13 protein-coding genes are annotated in these 15710 nt (G+C 60.8%); 12 read left to right on the top strand and 1 reads right to left on the bottom strand.

Annotated elements, in window-relative coordinates; genetic code table 11:
- Position 1 precedes the first annotated feature (1 nt).
- The 10 genes from tssC to AF70_RS26960 all read left to right on the top strand — a co-directional run bounded on the left by tssC (position 2) and on the right by AF70_RS26960 (position 13020).
- Positions 2-1489: a type VI secretion system contractile sheath large subunit gene (gene tssC, locus AF70_RS27005; protein ID WP_019579358.1), complete on the top strand. Its 1488-nt coding sequence runs from the start codon at positions 2-4 to the stop codon at positions 1487-1489.
- A gap of 248 nt (positions 1490-1737) precedes the next feature.
- Positions 1738-2235 carry an Hcp family type VI secretion system effector gene (locus AF70_RS27000; protein ID WP_007937704.1) on the top strand — a complete coding sequence of 166 codons (498 nt, stop codon included), beginning with the start codon at positions 1738-1740 and terminating at the stop codon, positions 2233-2235.
- Between the two features lie 15 nt (positions 2236-2250).
- Positions 2251-2694 (top strand): type VI secretion system baseplate subunit TssE, encoded by a 444-nt coding sequence (gene tssE, locus AF70_RS26995; protein WP_019579359.1) that lies wholly within the window; start codon positions 2251-2253, stop codon positions 2692-2694.
- The gene (tssF, locus tag AF70_RS26990; RefSeq protein WP_028940436.1) at positions 2678-4471 is read left to right on the top strand and encodes a type VI secretion system baseplate subunit TssF; all 1794 of its coding nucleotides are present in this window, start codon (positions 2678-2680) and stop codon (positions 4469-4471) included. Before tssE ends, tssF begins: the two co-directional genes overlap by 17 nt.
- Positions 4435-5460, top strand: coding sequence for a type VI secretion system baseplate subunit TssG (tssG, locus tag AF70_RS26985; RefSeq protein WP_028940435.1), 1026 nt, complete (start codon positions 4435-4437; stop codon positions 5458-5460). The genes tssF and tssG overlap by 37 nt, the downstream gene beginning before the upstream one ends.
- Positions 5461-5462: 2 nt before the next feature.
- Positions 5463-8006 carry a type VI secretion system ATPase TssH gene (tssH, locus tag AF70_RS26980; protein WP_028940434.1) on the top strand — a complete coding sequence of 848 codons (2544 nt, stop codon included), beginning with the start codon at positions 5463-5465 and terminating at the stop codon, positions 8004-8006.
- 73 nt (positions 8007-8079) lie between these two features.
- Entirely contained in the window at positions 8080-9801 is a 1722-nt protein-coding gene (locus AF70_RS26975) for a hypothetical protein (RefSeq protein ID WP_028940433.1), read from the top strand.
- A 39-nt stretch (positions 9802-9840) separates the two neighbouring features.
- Positions 9841-10422: a hypothetical protein gene (locus AF70_RS26970; RefSeq protein ID WP_028940432.1), complete on the top strand. Its 582-nt coding sequence runs from the start codon at positions 9841-9843 to the stop codon at positions 10420-10422.
- A gap of 33 nt (positions 10423-10455) precedes the next feature.
- Positions 10456-12465 carry a type VI secretion system tip protein VgrG gene (gene tssI / locus AF70_RS26965; RefSeq protein ID WP_028940431.1) on the top strand — a complete coding sequence of 670 codons (2010 nt, stop codon included), beginning with the start codon at positions 10456-10458 and terminating at the stop codon, positions 12463-12465.
- Between the two features lie 12 nt (positions 12466-12477).
- A complete protein-coding gene (locus tag AF70_RS26960) occupies positions 12478-13020 on the top strand; it encodes a toxin-antitoxin system YwqK family antitoxin (protein WP_028940430.1) in 543 nt (180 codons plus the stop codon).
- 194 nt (positions 13021-13214) lie between these two features.
- Here AF70_RS26960 and AF70_RS26955 read toward each other — a convergent pair whose 3' ends face one another.
- Positions 13215-13610, bottom strand: coding sequence for a DUF4280 domain-containing protein (locus tag AF70_RS26955; RefSeq protein WP_018929674.1), 396 nt, complete (start codon positions 13608-13610; stop codon positions 13215-13217).
- 188 nt (positions 13611-13798) lie between these two features.
- Between AF70_RS26955 and AF70_RS26950 the strand changes: the two genes are divergently transcribed.
- Together AF70_RS26950 and AF70_RS26945 are read left to right on the top strand one after the other, a co-directional pair.
- The gene (locus AF70_RS26950) at positions 13799-14866 is read left to right on the top strand and encodes a phosphotransferase family protein (protein WP_028940429.1); all 1068 of its coding nucleotides are present in this window, start codon (positions 13799-13801) and stop codon (positions 14864-14866) included.
- Positions 14867-14891: 25 nt separating this feature from the next.
- A complete protein-coding gene (locus AF70_RS26945; protein ID WP_018929676.1) occupies positions 14892-15659 on the top strand; it encodes an SDR family oxidoreductase in 768 nt (255 codons plus the stop codon).
- Positions 15660-15710 lie beyond the last annotated feature (51 nt).

Raw genomic sequence — 15710 nt, 5'->3', positions numbered from 1 at the left:
CATGCCCGCCTCATCCGCCGCCCAGACCCAAGCCAGTGACAGTACGACCGAGACCTTGTCCTTGCTCGATGAAATAATCGCCAAAGGCCGCATGGCCCATGACGACAGCCAACAGGATTACGCCCGCGACATGCTCGCGGAATTCGCCACCCAGGTCCTCGATGAGGGCATGGCCGTCGACAAGGACACCGTGGCGATGATCAACGACCGCATCAGCCAGATCGACGAGCTGATCAGCGCTCAACTGAACGAAGTGCTGCACCACCCGGACCTGCAGAAACTCGAAGCCTCCTGGCGCGGCTTGCACTTGCTGGTAAAGAACACCGAGACCAGTTCCCGGCTGAAATTGCGCCTGCTCAACGTGACCCAGAAAGAGCTGCAGAACGACCTGGAAAAAGCCGTCGAGTTCGACCAGAGCGCGCTGTTCAAGAAGATCTACGAAGAGGAATACGGCACCTTCGGCGGCCACCCGTTCAGCCTGCTGGTGGGTGACTACACCTTCGGTCGGCACCCGCAGGACATCGGCCTGCTGGAGAAACTGTCGAACGTCGCGGCGGCCGCCCATGCGCCATTCATTGCCGCCGCGAGCCCTCGGTTGTTCGACATGAACAGCTTCACCGAACTGGCCGTGCCACGGGATCTGTCGAAAGTGTTCGAGAGCCAGGAGCTGATCAAGTGGCGCTCGTTCCGTGAAAGCGAAGATTCGCGCTACGTGTCGCTGGTGCTGCCGCACTTCCTGCTGCGCCTGCCTTACGGTCCCGACACGTCGCCGGTGGAAGGCATCAACTACGTCGAAGACGTCAATGGCAGTGACCACGGCAAATACCTGTGGGGCAATGCCGCGTGGGCCTTGTCGCAACGGATCACCGAGGCCTTCGCCAAATACGGCTGGTGCGCGGCGATTCGCGGTGCCGAAGGCGGTGGTGCGGTGGAAGGCTTGCCGGCCCATACCTTCCGTACAACCTCCGGCGACCTGTCGCTCAAATGCCCGACCGAAGTGGCGATCACCGACCGTCGCGAGAAAGAACTCAACGACCTCGGCTTCATCGCCCTGTGCCACAAGAAAAACAGCGACGTGGCGGTGTTCTTCGGCGGCCAGACCACCAACAAGTCCAAGGTCTACAACACCAACGAGGCGAACGCCAACGCGCGTATTTCGGCGATGCTGCCGTACGTGCTCGCGGCCTCGCGTTTCGCGCACTACCTGAAGGTGATCATGCGCGACAAAGTCGGCAGCTTCATGACCCGCGACAACGTGCAGACCTACCTCAACAACTGGATCGCCGACTACGTGCTGATCAACGACAACGCGCCGCAAGAGATCAAGGCGCAGTACCCGTTGCGTGAAGCCCGGGTGGATGTGACCGAGGTCGCCGGCAAGCCGGGAGCCTACAAGGCCACGGTGTTCCTGCGGCCGCACTTCCAGCTTGAGGAACTGACCGCGTCGATCCGCCTGGTCGCGACCCTGCCGCCACCGGTAGCCGCCTAAAGTCGGTGAAACCTCTGTGGCGAGGGGGCTTGCCCCCGTTGGGGCGCGCAGCGGCCCTGCCGCCACCGGTAGCCGCCTAAAGTCGGTGAAACCTCTGTGGCGAGGGGGCTTGCCCCCGTTGGGGCGCGCAGCGGCCCTTGCTTTTAGGTCTGCTGCGCAGCCCAACGGGGGCAAGCCCCCTCGCCACAGGTTAAGGGTTCGGCAACCGTTCACGTGTCTAAATTGAATTTCTTCAGGAGTTTCATGCGATGGATGCAATCATTCTCGACCTCGGCGGCGACATCAAAGGCGATAGCTTGCTTGAGGGTTACAAGGACAAGATCGAAGTCATGTCCTACAGCCACAACGTGGCCATGCAGGTGACCAACGACGTCAGCAACTCGGAGCGCACCTCCGGCAAGCCGCACATCGGCGAGTTCACCCTGACCAAATTCGTCGACAGCTCGACGCCTTCCCTCAACGAATATTGCTGCGCCGGCAAACCGATCCCCGAAGCCAAGATCACCATCGGCCGTAACGCCGCCGAAGGCAGCGGTCAGTTGATGCCGTTCATCATCTACACCCTGACCAACGTGGTGCTGTCCAACGTCAGCGTCAGCGGCGGCACGGGTGGCAAACCGGTGGAAACCATTTCCCTGAACTTCACCAAGATCAAGTGGGAGCTCACCGCCCAGAAAGACGACGGCACCAAGGAAGGCACGGCCGCCTCGACCTGGGACATGGCCGCCAACAAGCTCGTCAAGTAAGCGGACGCGTCGGCCATGGCAGGCACCGGCATGCTCCCACCGTTGTTCGAGCGCCTCGCCGCCAGCGAGGTCGACACCGTGCAGGTGTTCGATCGCCAGGGCCTGCTCGACTCGGTGCACACGGAGTTGCTGCGCCTGTTCAACACCCGACGCGGCTCACGTCCGCTGACCTCTCCGCCGAGCATTCTCGACTACGGCATCGCTGACTGGACTGCCTTGCAACAGCAGCGCAGCGATGACCGTCGTCAGTTGGCACGGGAAATCCGCGAGGCCATCAGCCATTTCGAACCGCGCCTGCAACTGGGCGAGGTCCAGGTCAATCCGGTCCCCGGCCATCCGCAGCAACTGAGCATTCGGCTACTGGGCGAGTTGCGCAGCGGCCAGCAGCACTGGCCCGTGGCATTTGTCATCGAGAAGGCCAGCCATGGCCTTGAGGTGCGTCATGAGCGACTCGATTGACCCGCAACTGCTCGATTACTACCAACGCGAACTGACCTGGCTGCGCCACGCCGGGAGCATTTTTGCCGAGCGATATCCCAAGGTCGCCAGACGCCTGGAACTGTCCCCCGGTGAATGCCCCGACCCACATGTCGAGCGGCTACTTGAAGGTTTCGCCCTGCTCGCGGCACGCCTGCAACGGCGGCTCGATGACGACTATGCCGAGTTCAGCGACGCCTTGCTCGAACAGCTTTACCCGTTGGCCATGCGGCCGTTGCCGTCCTGCGCGATCGTGCAGTTCGAGCCGGACCCGAGCAAGGGCAACTTGAACGATGGTTATCCATTGCCACGGGACACACCACTGTTCGTGACCACCAGCAAAGGCGAGAGCATCCACTTTCGCACCAGCGCCGCGGTTCGATTGTGGCCGGTGGAAATCAACGAAGCGCTGCTGCTGGGCAGCGACGAAGCCCAGGCTCTGACCGGTGTGGCGCAAGCGCGTTCGGCCCTGCGCTTGAGCCTGCGTTGCCTCGGTGAAAGCCAGTGGTCGACGCTGGCCATCAAACAATTGCGCGTGCACCTGGCCGCCTCGCCGGTGATCAACGCCTGCCTGTATGACCTGCTCGGCGCTCACGCGGTAAAGGTGCTGGCCGGACCGGTCGGCAGCGTGCCGGTCATGCTGGCCGGGTTGCCGCAAATCGTCGGTTTTGCCAGCGACGAAGTGCTGTTGCCGGACGAGGATGGTGTGCATCCGGGCATGCGCCTGCTCGCCGAGTACTTTGCATTCCCGGACAAATTCAACTTCTTCGACATTCCATTGGCCGGCGCCGCCAGCGATAGCCAGACGCTGTACCTGTACATCGTGTTTGACCGTGCCCCGGCCAACCGCCTGCACCTTCAGGCCAGCGACTTCGCCCTGGGCTGCGCACCGGTGATCAACCTGTTTCCACGAACCTCGGAGCCCCTGCGCCCGGACGGCACCCGCAGCGAGTATCGCCTGGTCGCCGACAGTCACCGGGAAAACAGCGTCGAGATCCACAGCATCCGCGCCATGCGCGCCAGCTCAAGCCAGGGCGTGCAACGGGTACCGGCGTATTACGGCAGCCAGCATATCGGCGGCGACAAACAGTGCTATTGGCATGCGCGACGGGTCAGCGGCATGACCCCGAATCGGCTGGGCACCGACCTGATGGTGAGCCTGGTGGACACCCGGCTCGATCCGCTGACCGAGGCCAGCGAATACAGCCTCACCGCCGAACTGCTGTGCACCAACCGGCATCTGGCCCAGAGCCTGCCGGCCGGCACCCCCCTGGGTTTCGAACGACCGGGGCCGGTGGCCTGGGCCCGTTTGCGCAACCCGCCGAGCCCGCAGAGTTTGCCGCGACTGGATGGCGAATCCCGTTGGCGGCTGGTGTCGCAACTGACCCTCAATCATTTGTCACTGGTCGAGGGGCCGCAAGCGCTGGATGCCCTCAAGGAAATCCTGCAGTTGCACAACCTGCGTGACGAGGCCAGCGCCTTGCGGCAAATCGACGGTTTGTTAAGCCTCGGCTGCGAACGGGTGATCGCCCATGTTGGTGAAGACGCCTGGCGCGGCTGGCGCAATGGGCTGGAGGTTCAGCTGCAACTCGATCCGCAGCATTTCGTCGGCAGCAGCGCGGTGTTGTTTTCCGCGGTGCTGGCGCAGTTCTTTTCACTCTATGCCACGGCCAATCGCTTCGTGCGCACGGTTCTGGTCCAGTCAGACAAGGAGGTCAAGACATGGCAACCCCAAGCCGGCATGCCGCTGTCCCTCTGAGTCTGAGTCAGAAGCTGCGGCGCGATCCGCAGGCGTTCCAGTTGCTGCAAGCATTGTTGCTGCTGGAGCGCGAACACCCGCAAGCCGAATCCCTGGGCAGCGGCACCGCCCCTCAAGCGGAAGCCTTGCGCCTGCGCGGGCCGCTTACGCCGCTGTTTTCCGCCAGTGAAATCGAAAGCCTGACTCAGGAAGCTGACCAGCCCCCGACGCTCACGACACCAGTGTTTGGCCTCGGCGGGCCGGACGGCCCCCTGCCCTACGCCTATCAGGAATGGCTGCAACAACGGGCCCGGGCCAAGGACCACGCACCGGCCGAATTCCTCGACCTGTTCCAGCATCGCTTGCTCAGCCTGCTGTACAAGGTGATGCGCAAACACCGGATCGCCGTCGGCTTCACGGCCCCCGGCGCGTCGCCGGTGCAGGCGCAACTGCGGGCCCTGACCGGGCTGTTGCCCAAAGCCTTGCAGGAACGCCAGGCTGTACCCGACTCTGCGGTACTGGCGTGCAGCGCACTGTTTGCCGACGGTCGTCGCTCCCTGGCCGGTTTCGCCGCGATCGTGCGCGAGCACTTCGAACTGCCGGTAGAACTCAGCGCCTATGAAGGTGCCTGGCGGGAAATCCCACCGGCCAGTCGCAGTCGACTGCAACCGGGCGGGCGCAACCTGCAACTGGGCCGCAACGCGGTGGCCGGCACTCGGGTCTGGGATGAACACGCCGGTATCCGCCTGACCCTCGGCCCGCTGACCTCGGCGCAGGCGGCGCGGTTTCTGCCGGACGGTGAAGCCCATCCGGCGCTGGCCAGTCTCAGCGCGCTGTATTTCGGCCCCGACCTGGATTGCACACTGGTGCTGTTGGTGCGCGGTGCCAGTCCGATGAAACTCGGTCGCCAGGCCCCGCCCCTGCTCAGTTGGAACGGCGGCCTGCAACGCCAGACCAGCCTTGCCGTGCAACGGATCGAAACCCGCCTTCGTCAGCTGGAGATCACCTGAACATGGAACTGGCCAGTCTGATCGGACGCCTCAACCCGGACAACCGCCGCGCCCTCGAACGGGCCGCGCAGCGCTGCCTGCAACGGGGTCATCATTACGTCGAAATCGAACACTTGCTGCTGGAGTTGCTGGACATTGAGGGCGGCGACTTCGCCTGGCTGCTGCCGCGTTTCGGGCTGGAGCACGATGCCCTGACGGCGGAAATCAACAAGGCCCTGGAACTGTTCAAATCCGGCAGCACCCGCACCCCGGCGCTCTCGGCGCACACCATCGGCCTGCTTGAAGATGCGGTGGTTCAGGCCAGTGTGCTTGGCCTGGAGAGCATCCGCTCCGGTTTGCTGCTACTGGCCCTGCTCGACCGTGATGAACGTCGCAGCCTGCTGCTCAATAGCGCCTCGTCGCTGTTGAAAATTCCACGGGAAGCCTTGCGCAGTAATTTGCTGGAGTGGACCGAAAACTCGCGCGAACACGTTGGCGGCACGCGGCCGGTCAGTGCCAGCCATCCGCAACCGAAACAGGATTCAGTGCTCGACCAGTTCACCCAGGACCTGACCGCCGATGCCCACGCCGGGCGCATCGATCCCATCGTCGGCCGCGACGGTGAGATTCGACAGTGCATCGACATCCTGCTCCGACGTCGGCAGAACAACCCGATCCTGGTCGGCGCACCGGGGGTGGGCAAAACGGCGGTGGTCGAAGGCCTGGCCTTGCGCATTGCCGCCGGCGATGTACCACCGTCATTGCAGGAAGTCAGCCTGCGGGTACTCGATCTCGGTTTGTTGCAGGCCGGTGCCGGGGTCAAAGGCGAGTTCGAGCAGCGGCTCAAAGGCGTGATCGACGCGGTGCGCAGCGCCGACAAACCGATCATTCTGTTCATCGACGAAGCCCACACCCTGATTGGTGCTGGCGGCGCGGAAGGCGGCAGCGACGCGGCCAACCTGCTGAAACCGGCGCTGGCCCGTGGCGAGTTGCGCACCCTGGCCGCGACCACCTGGCTTGAGTACAAAAAATACTTTGAAAAAGACCCGGCCCTGGCCCGGCGATTTCAGTTGGTGCAAGTCGAGGAACCGGACGAAATCACCGCTGTGGAAATGCTCCGTGGCGTGGCTGCGAAACTGGAACAGCATCACGGTGTGCAGGTGCTCGACGCGGCGATCCACGAAGCGGTGAAACTGTCCCACCGCTACATTTCCGGGCGCCAGTTACCGGACAAGGCCATCAGCGTGCTCGACACCGCGTGTGCCCGGGTCGCCCTCGGCCAGCATGACGTGCCGCCACCGCTGGAAAGCCTGCGTCACCGCCAGCAAAGCCTCAAGGAGGAAGTCGAACGCCTGCGCCGCGAACAGGCCACCGGGCTTGATCACCGTGAACGCATCACCCTGCTGGAAACCGAGTCCGTGGGTAACGTGCAGGCCATTCGCGAACTGGAAACCCGCTGGAACGAAGAACGGATCGCCGTGCGCGAACTGCTGGAAACCCGTCGCGAATTACTCACCTTGAGCGAACGCGCCGACAACGAAAAACCGGACGAAGCCACCGACAGCCGCATCGATCATCTGGCCGCCGAACTGGTGCGCCTGGAGGCCGGTCTGGACGCCATTCGCCAGGACGATCCGCTGGTACCGGAACAGGTCGACGGCAAGACCGTGGCCGCGGTGATCGCCGGCTGGACCGGCATCCCGGTGGGCAAGATGCTCGCCGACGAAGCCCACGCCGTGCGCACCCTCGGCCAGCGCATGGGACTGCGGGTGATGGGCCAAAGCACTGCGCTGAACACCATCGCCCAACGCCTGCAAGCCTACCGCGCCGGCCTCACCGACCCGCAGAAACCAGTCGGCGTGTTCCTGCTGGTCGGCCCCACCGGCGTCGGCAAAACCGAAACCGCTTACGCCCTGGCCGACGCGCTGTATGGCGGCGAACGCAACCTGATCAGCATCAACCTTTCCGAATACCAGGAAGCCCACACCGTCAGCCAACTCAAAGGCGCCCCGCCCGGCTACGTCGGCTACGGCAGCGGCGGTGTACTCACCGAAGCAGTGCGGCGCAAACCCTATTCGGTGGTGTTGCTCGACGAAATCGAAAAGGCCCACCCGGACGTGCTCGAAGCTTTCTACAACGTCTTCGACAAAGGGGTCATGGAAGACGGCACCGGGCTGGTGGTGGACTTCAAAAACACCGTGATGCTGGCCACCAGCAACGTCGGGGCTGAGTTACTGCTCGACACACCGACCACGCAACTGGGCACCGATACCTTCAACGAAGCGCTGCATCACGTGCTGCTGAAAGCCTTTCGCCCGGCGTTTCTGGCGCGCATGACGGTGGTGGCGTATCGACCGCTGGATGAAGCGACGCTGGAAGGAATTGTGTTGGCGAAGCTGGAGAAATTGCGCGGCCGGTACAAGGCCGCGACCGGGAAACAGTTTGAGTTCGATGCCGGGATCGTGCAGGCGGTGTTGGCCAAGTGCAGTGCGGCGGGTGCTCGGGATGTTGAGAATGTGTTGATGACGCAGGTGACGGGGAAGTTGGCGGAGTGGGTGTTGGAGTGAATCCCGTCGGGAGTCTTCCATCGCGTCAATGCAGCCAAAGAGCAGCTGAATAAACGATAGCAAGGAGCCAGTCATGCCAATCACCATCGTTATCGGCACAGGTATTTCGGCAGCCGCCTATCTCCTGTCCGTAAAACAGTACTTAAAATCCGTCAGTCAAACATTAGGTACTGTTGGCGTGGTAGGTGGCGCCGATCTCTGGCAAAAAATGAGTCACGCTCACGCCATGGGACAACCCGCTCAACTCCTGACCGGAAACCTTCTGGGCCATGGGCGAGAAGACAGAGGATTTACCCCGCCGCAACTGTCGGAACGGGGTTTCCTGACCGCAGGCCAATTTTCAAGAACCATCCAGTATTACCTGACTCAACATTCTTGCGCCCAACTTCCTGATTCGTATGTTTCTCGAATCACCAAAGAGGGATCGAAGTACTTGCTTACCACTCATGTCGAAGGTGAAATCGGCGGCATCATTACCTGCGACAGGGTCATTTTCGCGCCGGGACCAGGGCCGGCCAGGCCACTCGCTACCGAAGCGGGAGTCATGTCGGAAGAAGAGATCGCAAGCTTTGGCGGACGCATTATCAAAGGCAATGACTTCATGTCCCCTGACTGGAGAACTCCGCTCAGTCTCCCTCCTGAAAAAACCACAGTGGCCGTGTACGGTGGGTCTGCGACTGCGGCGTGGGCTGTAGAATTGGCTGACATGCGGAAAATGGATGTGATTTGCTGGTTCACTCGCCCGGGCAGAGATAAAGATGCCTGGAATGCCAAGGTCAGGTTCAACGAAGCGTTCCCGGCGGGCGACAGAAACAATACCGTAGAAGAAGTTTATGAAGCGCGTCGGCATGTTTATAAACTCAAGAAAGTAGAGAACGTAGAAAGTTCAACAAAAATTCGACTGACTTTCGAACGGCAAGATGGGCATGACGTTGTAACGTATGTCGACCTTCTGATTTATGCCCTGGGCGCCGAACACACACTCAAACAAGGAGTCAGAGGCGTATTGGCGCCTGATCTTATCGACAGTCTTGTGGCGTTTTACGACAGAAACCGAGCCATAAGTTCAACACCCTCATTATTAGCTATCGGAACTGAAGACCGTTCATTAATGGTGGTTGGCTCGGCAATGAGTAGTGCAGGCGGGTTTGGAGGAAGTGCGCTGCAGGTACATGGCGATGAAGGCCGACTTATTAGTACGCTGGCCGCATACAGGGAGATCAACAAAACACTTCCCGATGCAGCCAAGCCCCCAGAGGGGATTGCCATGGTCATGGCAGGCATAGAAGCCCTGAACGAATACGTACCGGCCAGCCCCGTCAGGGGAGGAAGAAAAGCTGTCTTCATTACACCCCGATTAACAACAAGTGAGAGGAAAGATCTACCTAGAGGCTCGGCGAACCCTGATGCCAACCATATCTCCTCCCACGATATCGACTTCGAATGGGACATCAACTTCAACACCAGCAATCGCACCCAACTGGCCATTTATATTGCCCAAACGACGGACCTGTCACCCTTTGCCGCCAACCTGGCAGTGGCGCTGATCGTGTATTTCAGGACGCGCCCCGAGAACGTGCGGGGGTTGAGCGACCCACAAGTAGCTACCATTATCAATTGTGCGAATCTGATCTACAAAAGACTGGCTGAATTAAATCATGACCTTGATGCGCAACTATTGCACTTTGACAAAAAATGGGGAACCGAACAGCACATCGTCAACTGCGTTGGATACGTAACCACTACAACTGAGTGGAAACTGTTCTGGCGCAACAAGGGGATATCACTAACATGAGTGGAGCGACCTGACGGGGGTTTTCAACAGGAGATAGACATGACGGAAGTCCATAAAGTCGGTCGTTACGCAGGCGGCAATGTGGCCATGTCAGGGGCAAATCCCCTGTACGCCACCTGGCTGGCCGCCAACCACGCCACGAATGGCGCGACCATTCCCGACCTGGCCAGTATTTGCCATGAGTCCTCTTCAGCCCGTCGCGCCCTGGCAGGCTCGGGAGCGTCTCATGGAACCTGTTTCGCCGTGGTCGAACATTTCGACGCCTCGCGTAGCGTACTGATGTACAAATTCGGCGACAGCGCCCTGAAACTGGACCTCCTCGGAAACTACACCACCACGACCAAAAAAGTCGTCACGACCCTGCGCGGGCATGCGGAAATCAGTGCGTTGGTCCAGGCGATCAATAGCGTCGCACTGCCGGACGGTGATTACGGCAACTTCGTCACCCGTATCTATATCGAACTCAGCCCCTGCCCTCTTTGCGGGCCGCAACTCAGTCCCTATGTCGAAAATTCGGTAGTGATGTACAGCTACGTTTACGGAAATGACCGAGAGATGGATGGGTGGGTCAGCGATAACCAGGCTGCGATCCATGAAAGAGGCGGCAAGTTCAAGTGGTAAGCCCTCCCTTTATCCGCCAACCGAGGCCATTCAATGCCCCGCACGACCGACAGCAACACCAGCCTCTCCCTCACCGCCGCCTCACTGTCGGCGCTGTACCCTGAATCCCTTTCCGGCGAAGAGGCCCTCAACCAGCTCGGCTCGCAAATCCTCAACGGCCTCAACGACGGCGCCTCGCTCAGCCTGACCACTGCCGTCGCCACCCACGTCACCGCCACCCTGCACAACGACGCCCTGACTCGCCCGTTGGACGCACTGGTCGCCGAAATCCGCCAGCTCCCCGCCGACGCCACCGCCGAACGCTATCAGCTTGTGTTAAAGCCATGGCTCTGGTGGCTGACCCTTGCCAGCAACAACCGCGTGTTCCAGAACCTCAGCACTTCAGACATCGTCACCACGATTTTCAAGGCCCACGCCTTCACCGACTTCAAGCTCTCACTCACCGGCAGTTACACCCCGCGTGAATACTGCGTGCAGTACGGCGAAACGGATTTTGCGTTCGTCTCGCGGTTGCTGGAGGAAGAAGGGATTTTCTGGTTTTTCACCCATGAAGACGGCAAGCACACGTTGGTGCTGGGTGACAGTAACGATGCGTTCGTGCAGATCCCCAATGGACCCAAGGTCAGCTATCTCGGCCAGCAATTGGGCGAACGTGAATTGCATGGCATTCGCTCCGGGCAGGTCTGTGTGCAGGCGGTGGCTGGGGTGTATCGGTCGACGGATTATGAATTCACCACCCCGACCACATCGCTGTACGGCCAGGCCGAAGCGGTGGCCGGGCCGCGGTCGATGTACGAACATCCGGGCGGCTACAACGCCAAGGCGCGCGGCGATGCATTGACCAAGCAGCGGGTCGACGGCTTGCGCAGTCAGGAGAAGCGTTTCGTTGGAGAAAGCGACTGCCGCTGGTTGGTGCCGGGGCATTGGTTCACCCTTGCGGGCCATGATGATGCGAGTCTGAACATCGATTGGGTGGTGACGGCGGTCACCCACGAAGCCAGTCACGAAAGCTATCGCAACCGCTTTGAAGCGATCCCCAAAGCCACGCCATTTCGCCCGGCGCGGACCACGCCCAAACCACGGATGCACACCCAGACCGCCATTGTCGTCGGCAAGTCGGGCGAAGAAATCTGGACCGACGAATACGGCCGGATCAAGTTGCAGTTCCCTTGGGACCGCGACGGCAAGAACGACGAAACCAGTTCCTGTTGGGTGCGAGTTGTATTGCCCTGGAGCGGCAAGGGCTTCGGCATGCAGTTCGTGCCGCGCATCGGCCAGGAAGTGATCGTGACCTTTATCGATGGCGATCCGGATCGACCGCTGGTAACCGGCTGCGTCTACAACGGCGACAACGCCCTGCCCTATGCGCTGCCGGCGAATCAGACCCAGTCAGGAATCAAGACCCAATCGTCCAAGGGCGGCGGCGGTTTCAACGAGTTGCGCTTCGAGGACAAGAAAGACGCCGAAGAGGTGTTTTTGCAAGCGCAGAAAGACCTGAAGATCAACGTGCTCAACGACACTAGCGCCATTGTCGGCCACGATGAAACCCTGACCGTGCAGAACGCCCGCACTCGCACGGTGAAAGAAGGCGACGAGACCGTGACCCTGGAGAAAGGCAAACGCAGTGTGACCATCCAGACCGGCAGCGACACGCTCGATGTGAAGGACAGTCGCACGGTGACCGTGGGCGCTGACCAGACTCACAGCACCGGTGGCAATTACACGCACAAGGTCACCGGCGATTACAGCCTGACGGTGGACGGCAACCTGACCATCAAAGTGACCGGCACCCTGACCCTGCAAAGCGGTGGCAGTTTTTCGATCAAGAGCGGCGCCGATCTGGCGGCCGAGGCCAGTACGTCGATCAGCCAGAAGGCCGGCACCTCTATGAGCAATCAGGCTGGTACCTCATTGGAGAACAAGGCCGGCACGACGATGACCAACGATGCCGGGATCAGCCTGACCAACAAGGGTGCAGCTTCGCAGACCGTGGATGGTGGCGGCATGCTGACCATCAAGGGGGGTCTGGTGCAGGTCAACTGACGAGGAGAAGCCATGGCCATCACGCCGCTGGATTTGCAGCAGAACGATAAACAGCTCAAAGGGCGCTTGCTCGATGGCCAGCTCGACGGTGCGCTGCACATCAAGGATGACGGGCGCGCGCAGGCTGATTTGCACTACAGCCAGGGCGAGCTGCAAGGCACCTCCCTGCTCTACCACCCCAATGGCAAGGTCTCGGCGCAGTTGCCGTTTATGCGTGACAAGCTGCAGGGGGTTGCCAGTTTCTACGCCCCCGAAGGCAGTCTGCAGCGCAAGGCGACTTACCACCGGGGGCTGCTGCATGGCGAGGCGTTCAATTACTTTCCCGATGGGCAACTGGCGGAGGTCGAGTTCTACCGCGACGGCGTGCGCGACGGGCGCTATCAACGCTTTCATCCGAACGGCAAGCCGGCCGTCGAAGCCCGGTATCTCAACGGTCAATTGCTGGAACCGGAACAGGGCTTCGCCAGCGACGGACGACCATTGGACGCCGACGGCAAGCCGATCTCACGAGTGCGCTGGTGGTTCAGGCGCTGGAGCGATCCCGAGCAAGCCTGAGCTCTGTAGCAGCTGCCGAGCAGCGCGAGGCCGCGTTCGGCTGCGAAGCAGTCGCAAGTCCGGCTGACGCAGTCTGCCTGATGTACCGCAGTCTCAGGTTTTACGACTGCTTCGCAGCCGAACGCAGCCTCGCAAGCTCGACAGCTGCTACGGCCGAACGCAGGCTTCGCCAGCTGCTACAGAGGTTGTGGCGATCAGGGGATCAGCATCTGCATTTGCCCCGGCATCACGATTTTGATCACTCCGGCCCAGTTGCACATCAAGGTGCTGTTGGCATCGATGGCCGGCATGCCGCCCAGCAGCAGGGTCGGCGCGCCGCCAGGGATCCATGGGGTGGCGGTGGCCGGGATGCACGGCATCGGTGTCAGCACGCCAAGCGCCGCGGCAGTGGCGGCCGCGACCATCGGGTTGGCCATGCTCATGCACGTGCCGAACGGCATGACGTTCACCAACGGAATGTGGTCCATGATGTTCGCCGCCGGCATGCCCCCGGTCATTGTGCGGTTCACTGGCAGCACGTTGAGTACCGCCGGCGCCGCGCCGAAACTGCATTGCAGGGTCGCGGTGGCGCAAACTTGCGGACAGCCCATGTCGAATCTCCTTCCTGGAAGCGACGCTCCCTGAACCATAGCCCGCCGCGCCTGTTCGCGCACATCAGGAACGCTGATTATCCGGCAACACGCTAACCTATAAGACCGTGCCGCGCTTGTGGCCACTCCGGCGCGCCATTAGATTAGCCAATGATGTCTGGCCTCCAAAATAAGCAGAAGGGATAAGCATGGCGCTTACTGACCAGTCCACCCGTATCCGCTCTGGCGAAGAACTCGATGCCAGCCTGATCGATCCGTACCTCAAGGCGCACATTCCGGGCCTGAGTGGCTTGCCTGTGATCAGCCAGTTTCCGGGCGGTGCGTCGAACCTGACTTACCTGCTGGAATACCCCGAACAGGAATTCGTCCTGCGTCGGCCGCCGTTCGGCCACAAAGCCAAGTCCGCCCACGACATGGGCCGCGAATTTCGCATCCTCAATCAGCTGCGGGACGGTTTCCCCTACTGCCCCAAAGCCTATGTGCACTGCACTGACGAATCGGTGATCGGCGCCGAGTTCTATGTGATGGAACGGGTAAAGGGCATCATCCTGCGCTCCGAACTGCCACCGGAACTGGGTCTTGATTCAGCGAAGACCGAAACCCTGTGCAAGAGCTTCATCGACAAGTTCGTCGAATTGCACCGGGTCGACTACAAGGCTTATGGCCTGGGTGATCTCGGCAAGCCCGAAGGTTATGTCGCGCGGCAAATCAAAGGCTGGAGCGAGCGCTACGAAAAGGCCCTGACCCCTGACGCGCCGATGTGGGAAACGGTAAAGGCCTGGCTCAACGACAAGATGCCAGCCGATCACCCGACGTCGAGCATCGTCCACAACGATTACCGCTTCGACAACGTGATCCTCGATCCGAACAACCCGATGCAGATCATCGGTGTGCTGGATTGGGAGCTGACCACCCTCGGTGACCCGCTGATGGACCTGGGCAACACCCTCGCCTACTGGATCGAAGCCGACGACCCGGCACCGGTGCAACTGATGCGCCGCCAGCCAAGCCACGCCCCCGGCATGCTGACCCGCCGCGAATTCGTCGATTACTACGCCGAGCGCGCCGGCATCCAGATCGACAATTTCGACTTCTACTACACCTATGGCCTGTTCCGTCTGGCCGGCATCGTGCAGCAGATCTACTACCGCTTCTTCCATGGTCAGACCCAGGACAAACGCTTCGCACAGTTCATTCACATGAACAAACTGCTGGAGCAGATGAGCTTGCAGGTCATTCAGAAATCCAGCCTCTGATCAGGCCCCATAACAAGGAAAAATCATGTCCAAGACTCAGTTGTTCGACCTCGACGGCAAGATCGCTTTCGTCTCAGGTGCCAGTCGCGGCATCGGTGAAGCCATCGCCAAACTGCTGGCGCAGCAAGGTGCCCACGTGATCGTTTCGAGCCGCAAGCTCGACGGCTGCCAGCACGTCGCCGACGCGATCATCGCCGCCGGCGGCAAGGCCACCGCCATTGCCTGCCACATCGGTGAAATGGAACAGATCACTCAGGTATTCGCCGCCATCCGCGAACAATTCGGACGCCTGGATATCCTGGTCAACAACGCCGCGACCAATCCGCAGTTCTGCAACGTGCTGGACACCGATCTCAGCGCCTTCCAGAAAACCGTCGACGTGAACATTCGCGGCTACTTCTTCATGTCGGTGGAAGCCGGCAAGCTGATGCGCGAACACGGCGGTGGCAGCATCATCAACGTCGCCTCGATCAACGGCATCTCACCGGGTATTTTCCAGGGCATCTACTCGGTGACCAAGGCAGCGGTGATCAACATGACCAAAGTGTTCGCCAAGGAATGCGCGCAGTTCGGCATTCGCTGCAACGCCCTGCTACCGGGTCTAACGGATACCAAGTTTGCATCGGCGCTGGTGAAGAACGAGGCAATTTTGAACACCGCATTGCAGCAGATTCCACTCAAGCGCGTGGCGGATCCGAGTGAAATGGCCGGTGCGGTGTTGTACCTGGCGAGTGATGCTTCCAGCTATACGACCGGGGTTTCGTTGAATGTGGATGGCGGGTTCCTGTCCTGATTCGGTTTTGCGAATAAACCAAAGGCAGCCTCAGGGTTGCCTTTGATGTTT

Source organism: Pseudomonas sp. KD5 (genome assembly GCF_012932895.1).
Taxonomy (GTDB): Bacteria; Pseudomonadota; Gammaproteobacteria; order Pseudomonadales; family Pseudomonadaceae; genus Aquipseudomonas.
This window is presented reverse-complemented; position numbering and strand designations above follow the sequence as displayed.

What these genes read in the sequence shown, in the direction of transcription:
- tssH (WP_028940434.1), top strand. Translation starts at nt 5,463, where the DNA reads ATGGAACTGGCCAGTCTGATCGGACGCCTCAACCCGGACAACCGCCGC.
- tssF (WP_028940436.1), top strand. Translation starts at nt 2,678, where the DNA reads ATGAGCGACTCGATTGACCCGCAACTGCTCGATTACTACCAACGCGAA.
- AF70_RS26960 (WP_028940430.1), top strand. Translation starts at nt 12,478, where the DNA reads ATGGCCATCACGCCGCTGGATTTGCAGCAGAACGATAAACAGCTCAAA.
- AF70_RS26955 (WP_018929674.1), bottom strand. Translation starts at nt 13,610, where the DNA reads ATGGGCTGTCCGCAAGTTTGCGCCACCGCGACCCTGCAATGCAGTTTC.
- AF70_RS27000 (WP_007937704.1), top strand. Translation starts at nt 1,738, where the DNA reads ATGGATGCAATCATTCTCGACCTCGGCGGCGACATCAAAGGCGATAGC.
- AF70_RS26970 (WP_028940432.1), top strand. Translation starts at nt 9,841, where the DNA reads ATGACGGAAGTCCATAAAGTCGGTCGTTACGCAGGCGGCAATGTGGCC.
- AF70_RS26950 (WP_028940429.1), top strand. Translation starts at nt 13,799, where the DNA reads ATGGCGCTTACTGACCAGTCCACCCGTATCCGCTCTGGCGAAGAACTC.
- tssI (WP_028940431.1), top strand. Translation starts at nt 10,456, where the DNA reads ATGCCCCGCACGACCGACAGCAACACCAGCCTCTCCCTCACCGCCGCC.
- tssG (WP_028940435.1), top strand. Translation starts at nt 4,435, where the DNA reads ATGGCAACCCCAAGCCGGCATGCCGCTGTCCCTCTGAGTCTGAGTCAG.
- AF70_RS26975 (WP_028940433.1), top strand. Translation starts at nt 8,080, where the DNA reads ATGCCAATCACCATCGTTATCGGCACAGGTATTTCGGCAGCCGCCTAT.
- AF70_RS26945 (WP_018929676.1), top strand. Translation starts at nt 14,892, where the DNA reads ATGTCCAAGACTCAGTTGTTCGACCTCGACGGCAAGATCGCTTTCGTC.
- tssE (WP_019579359.1), top strand. Translation starts at nt 2,251, where the DNA reads ATGGCAGGCACCGGCATGCTCCCACCGTTGTTCGAGCGCCTCGCCGCC.
- tssC (WP_019579358.1), top strand. Translation starts at nt 2, where the DNA reads ATGCCCGCCTCATCCGCCGCCCAGACCCAAGCCAGTGACAGTACGACC.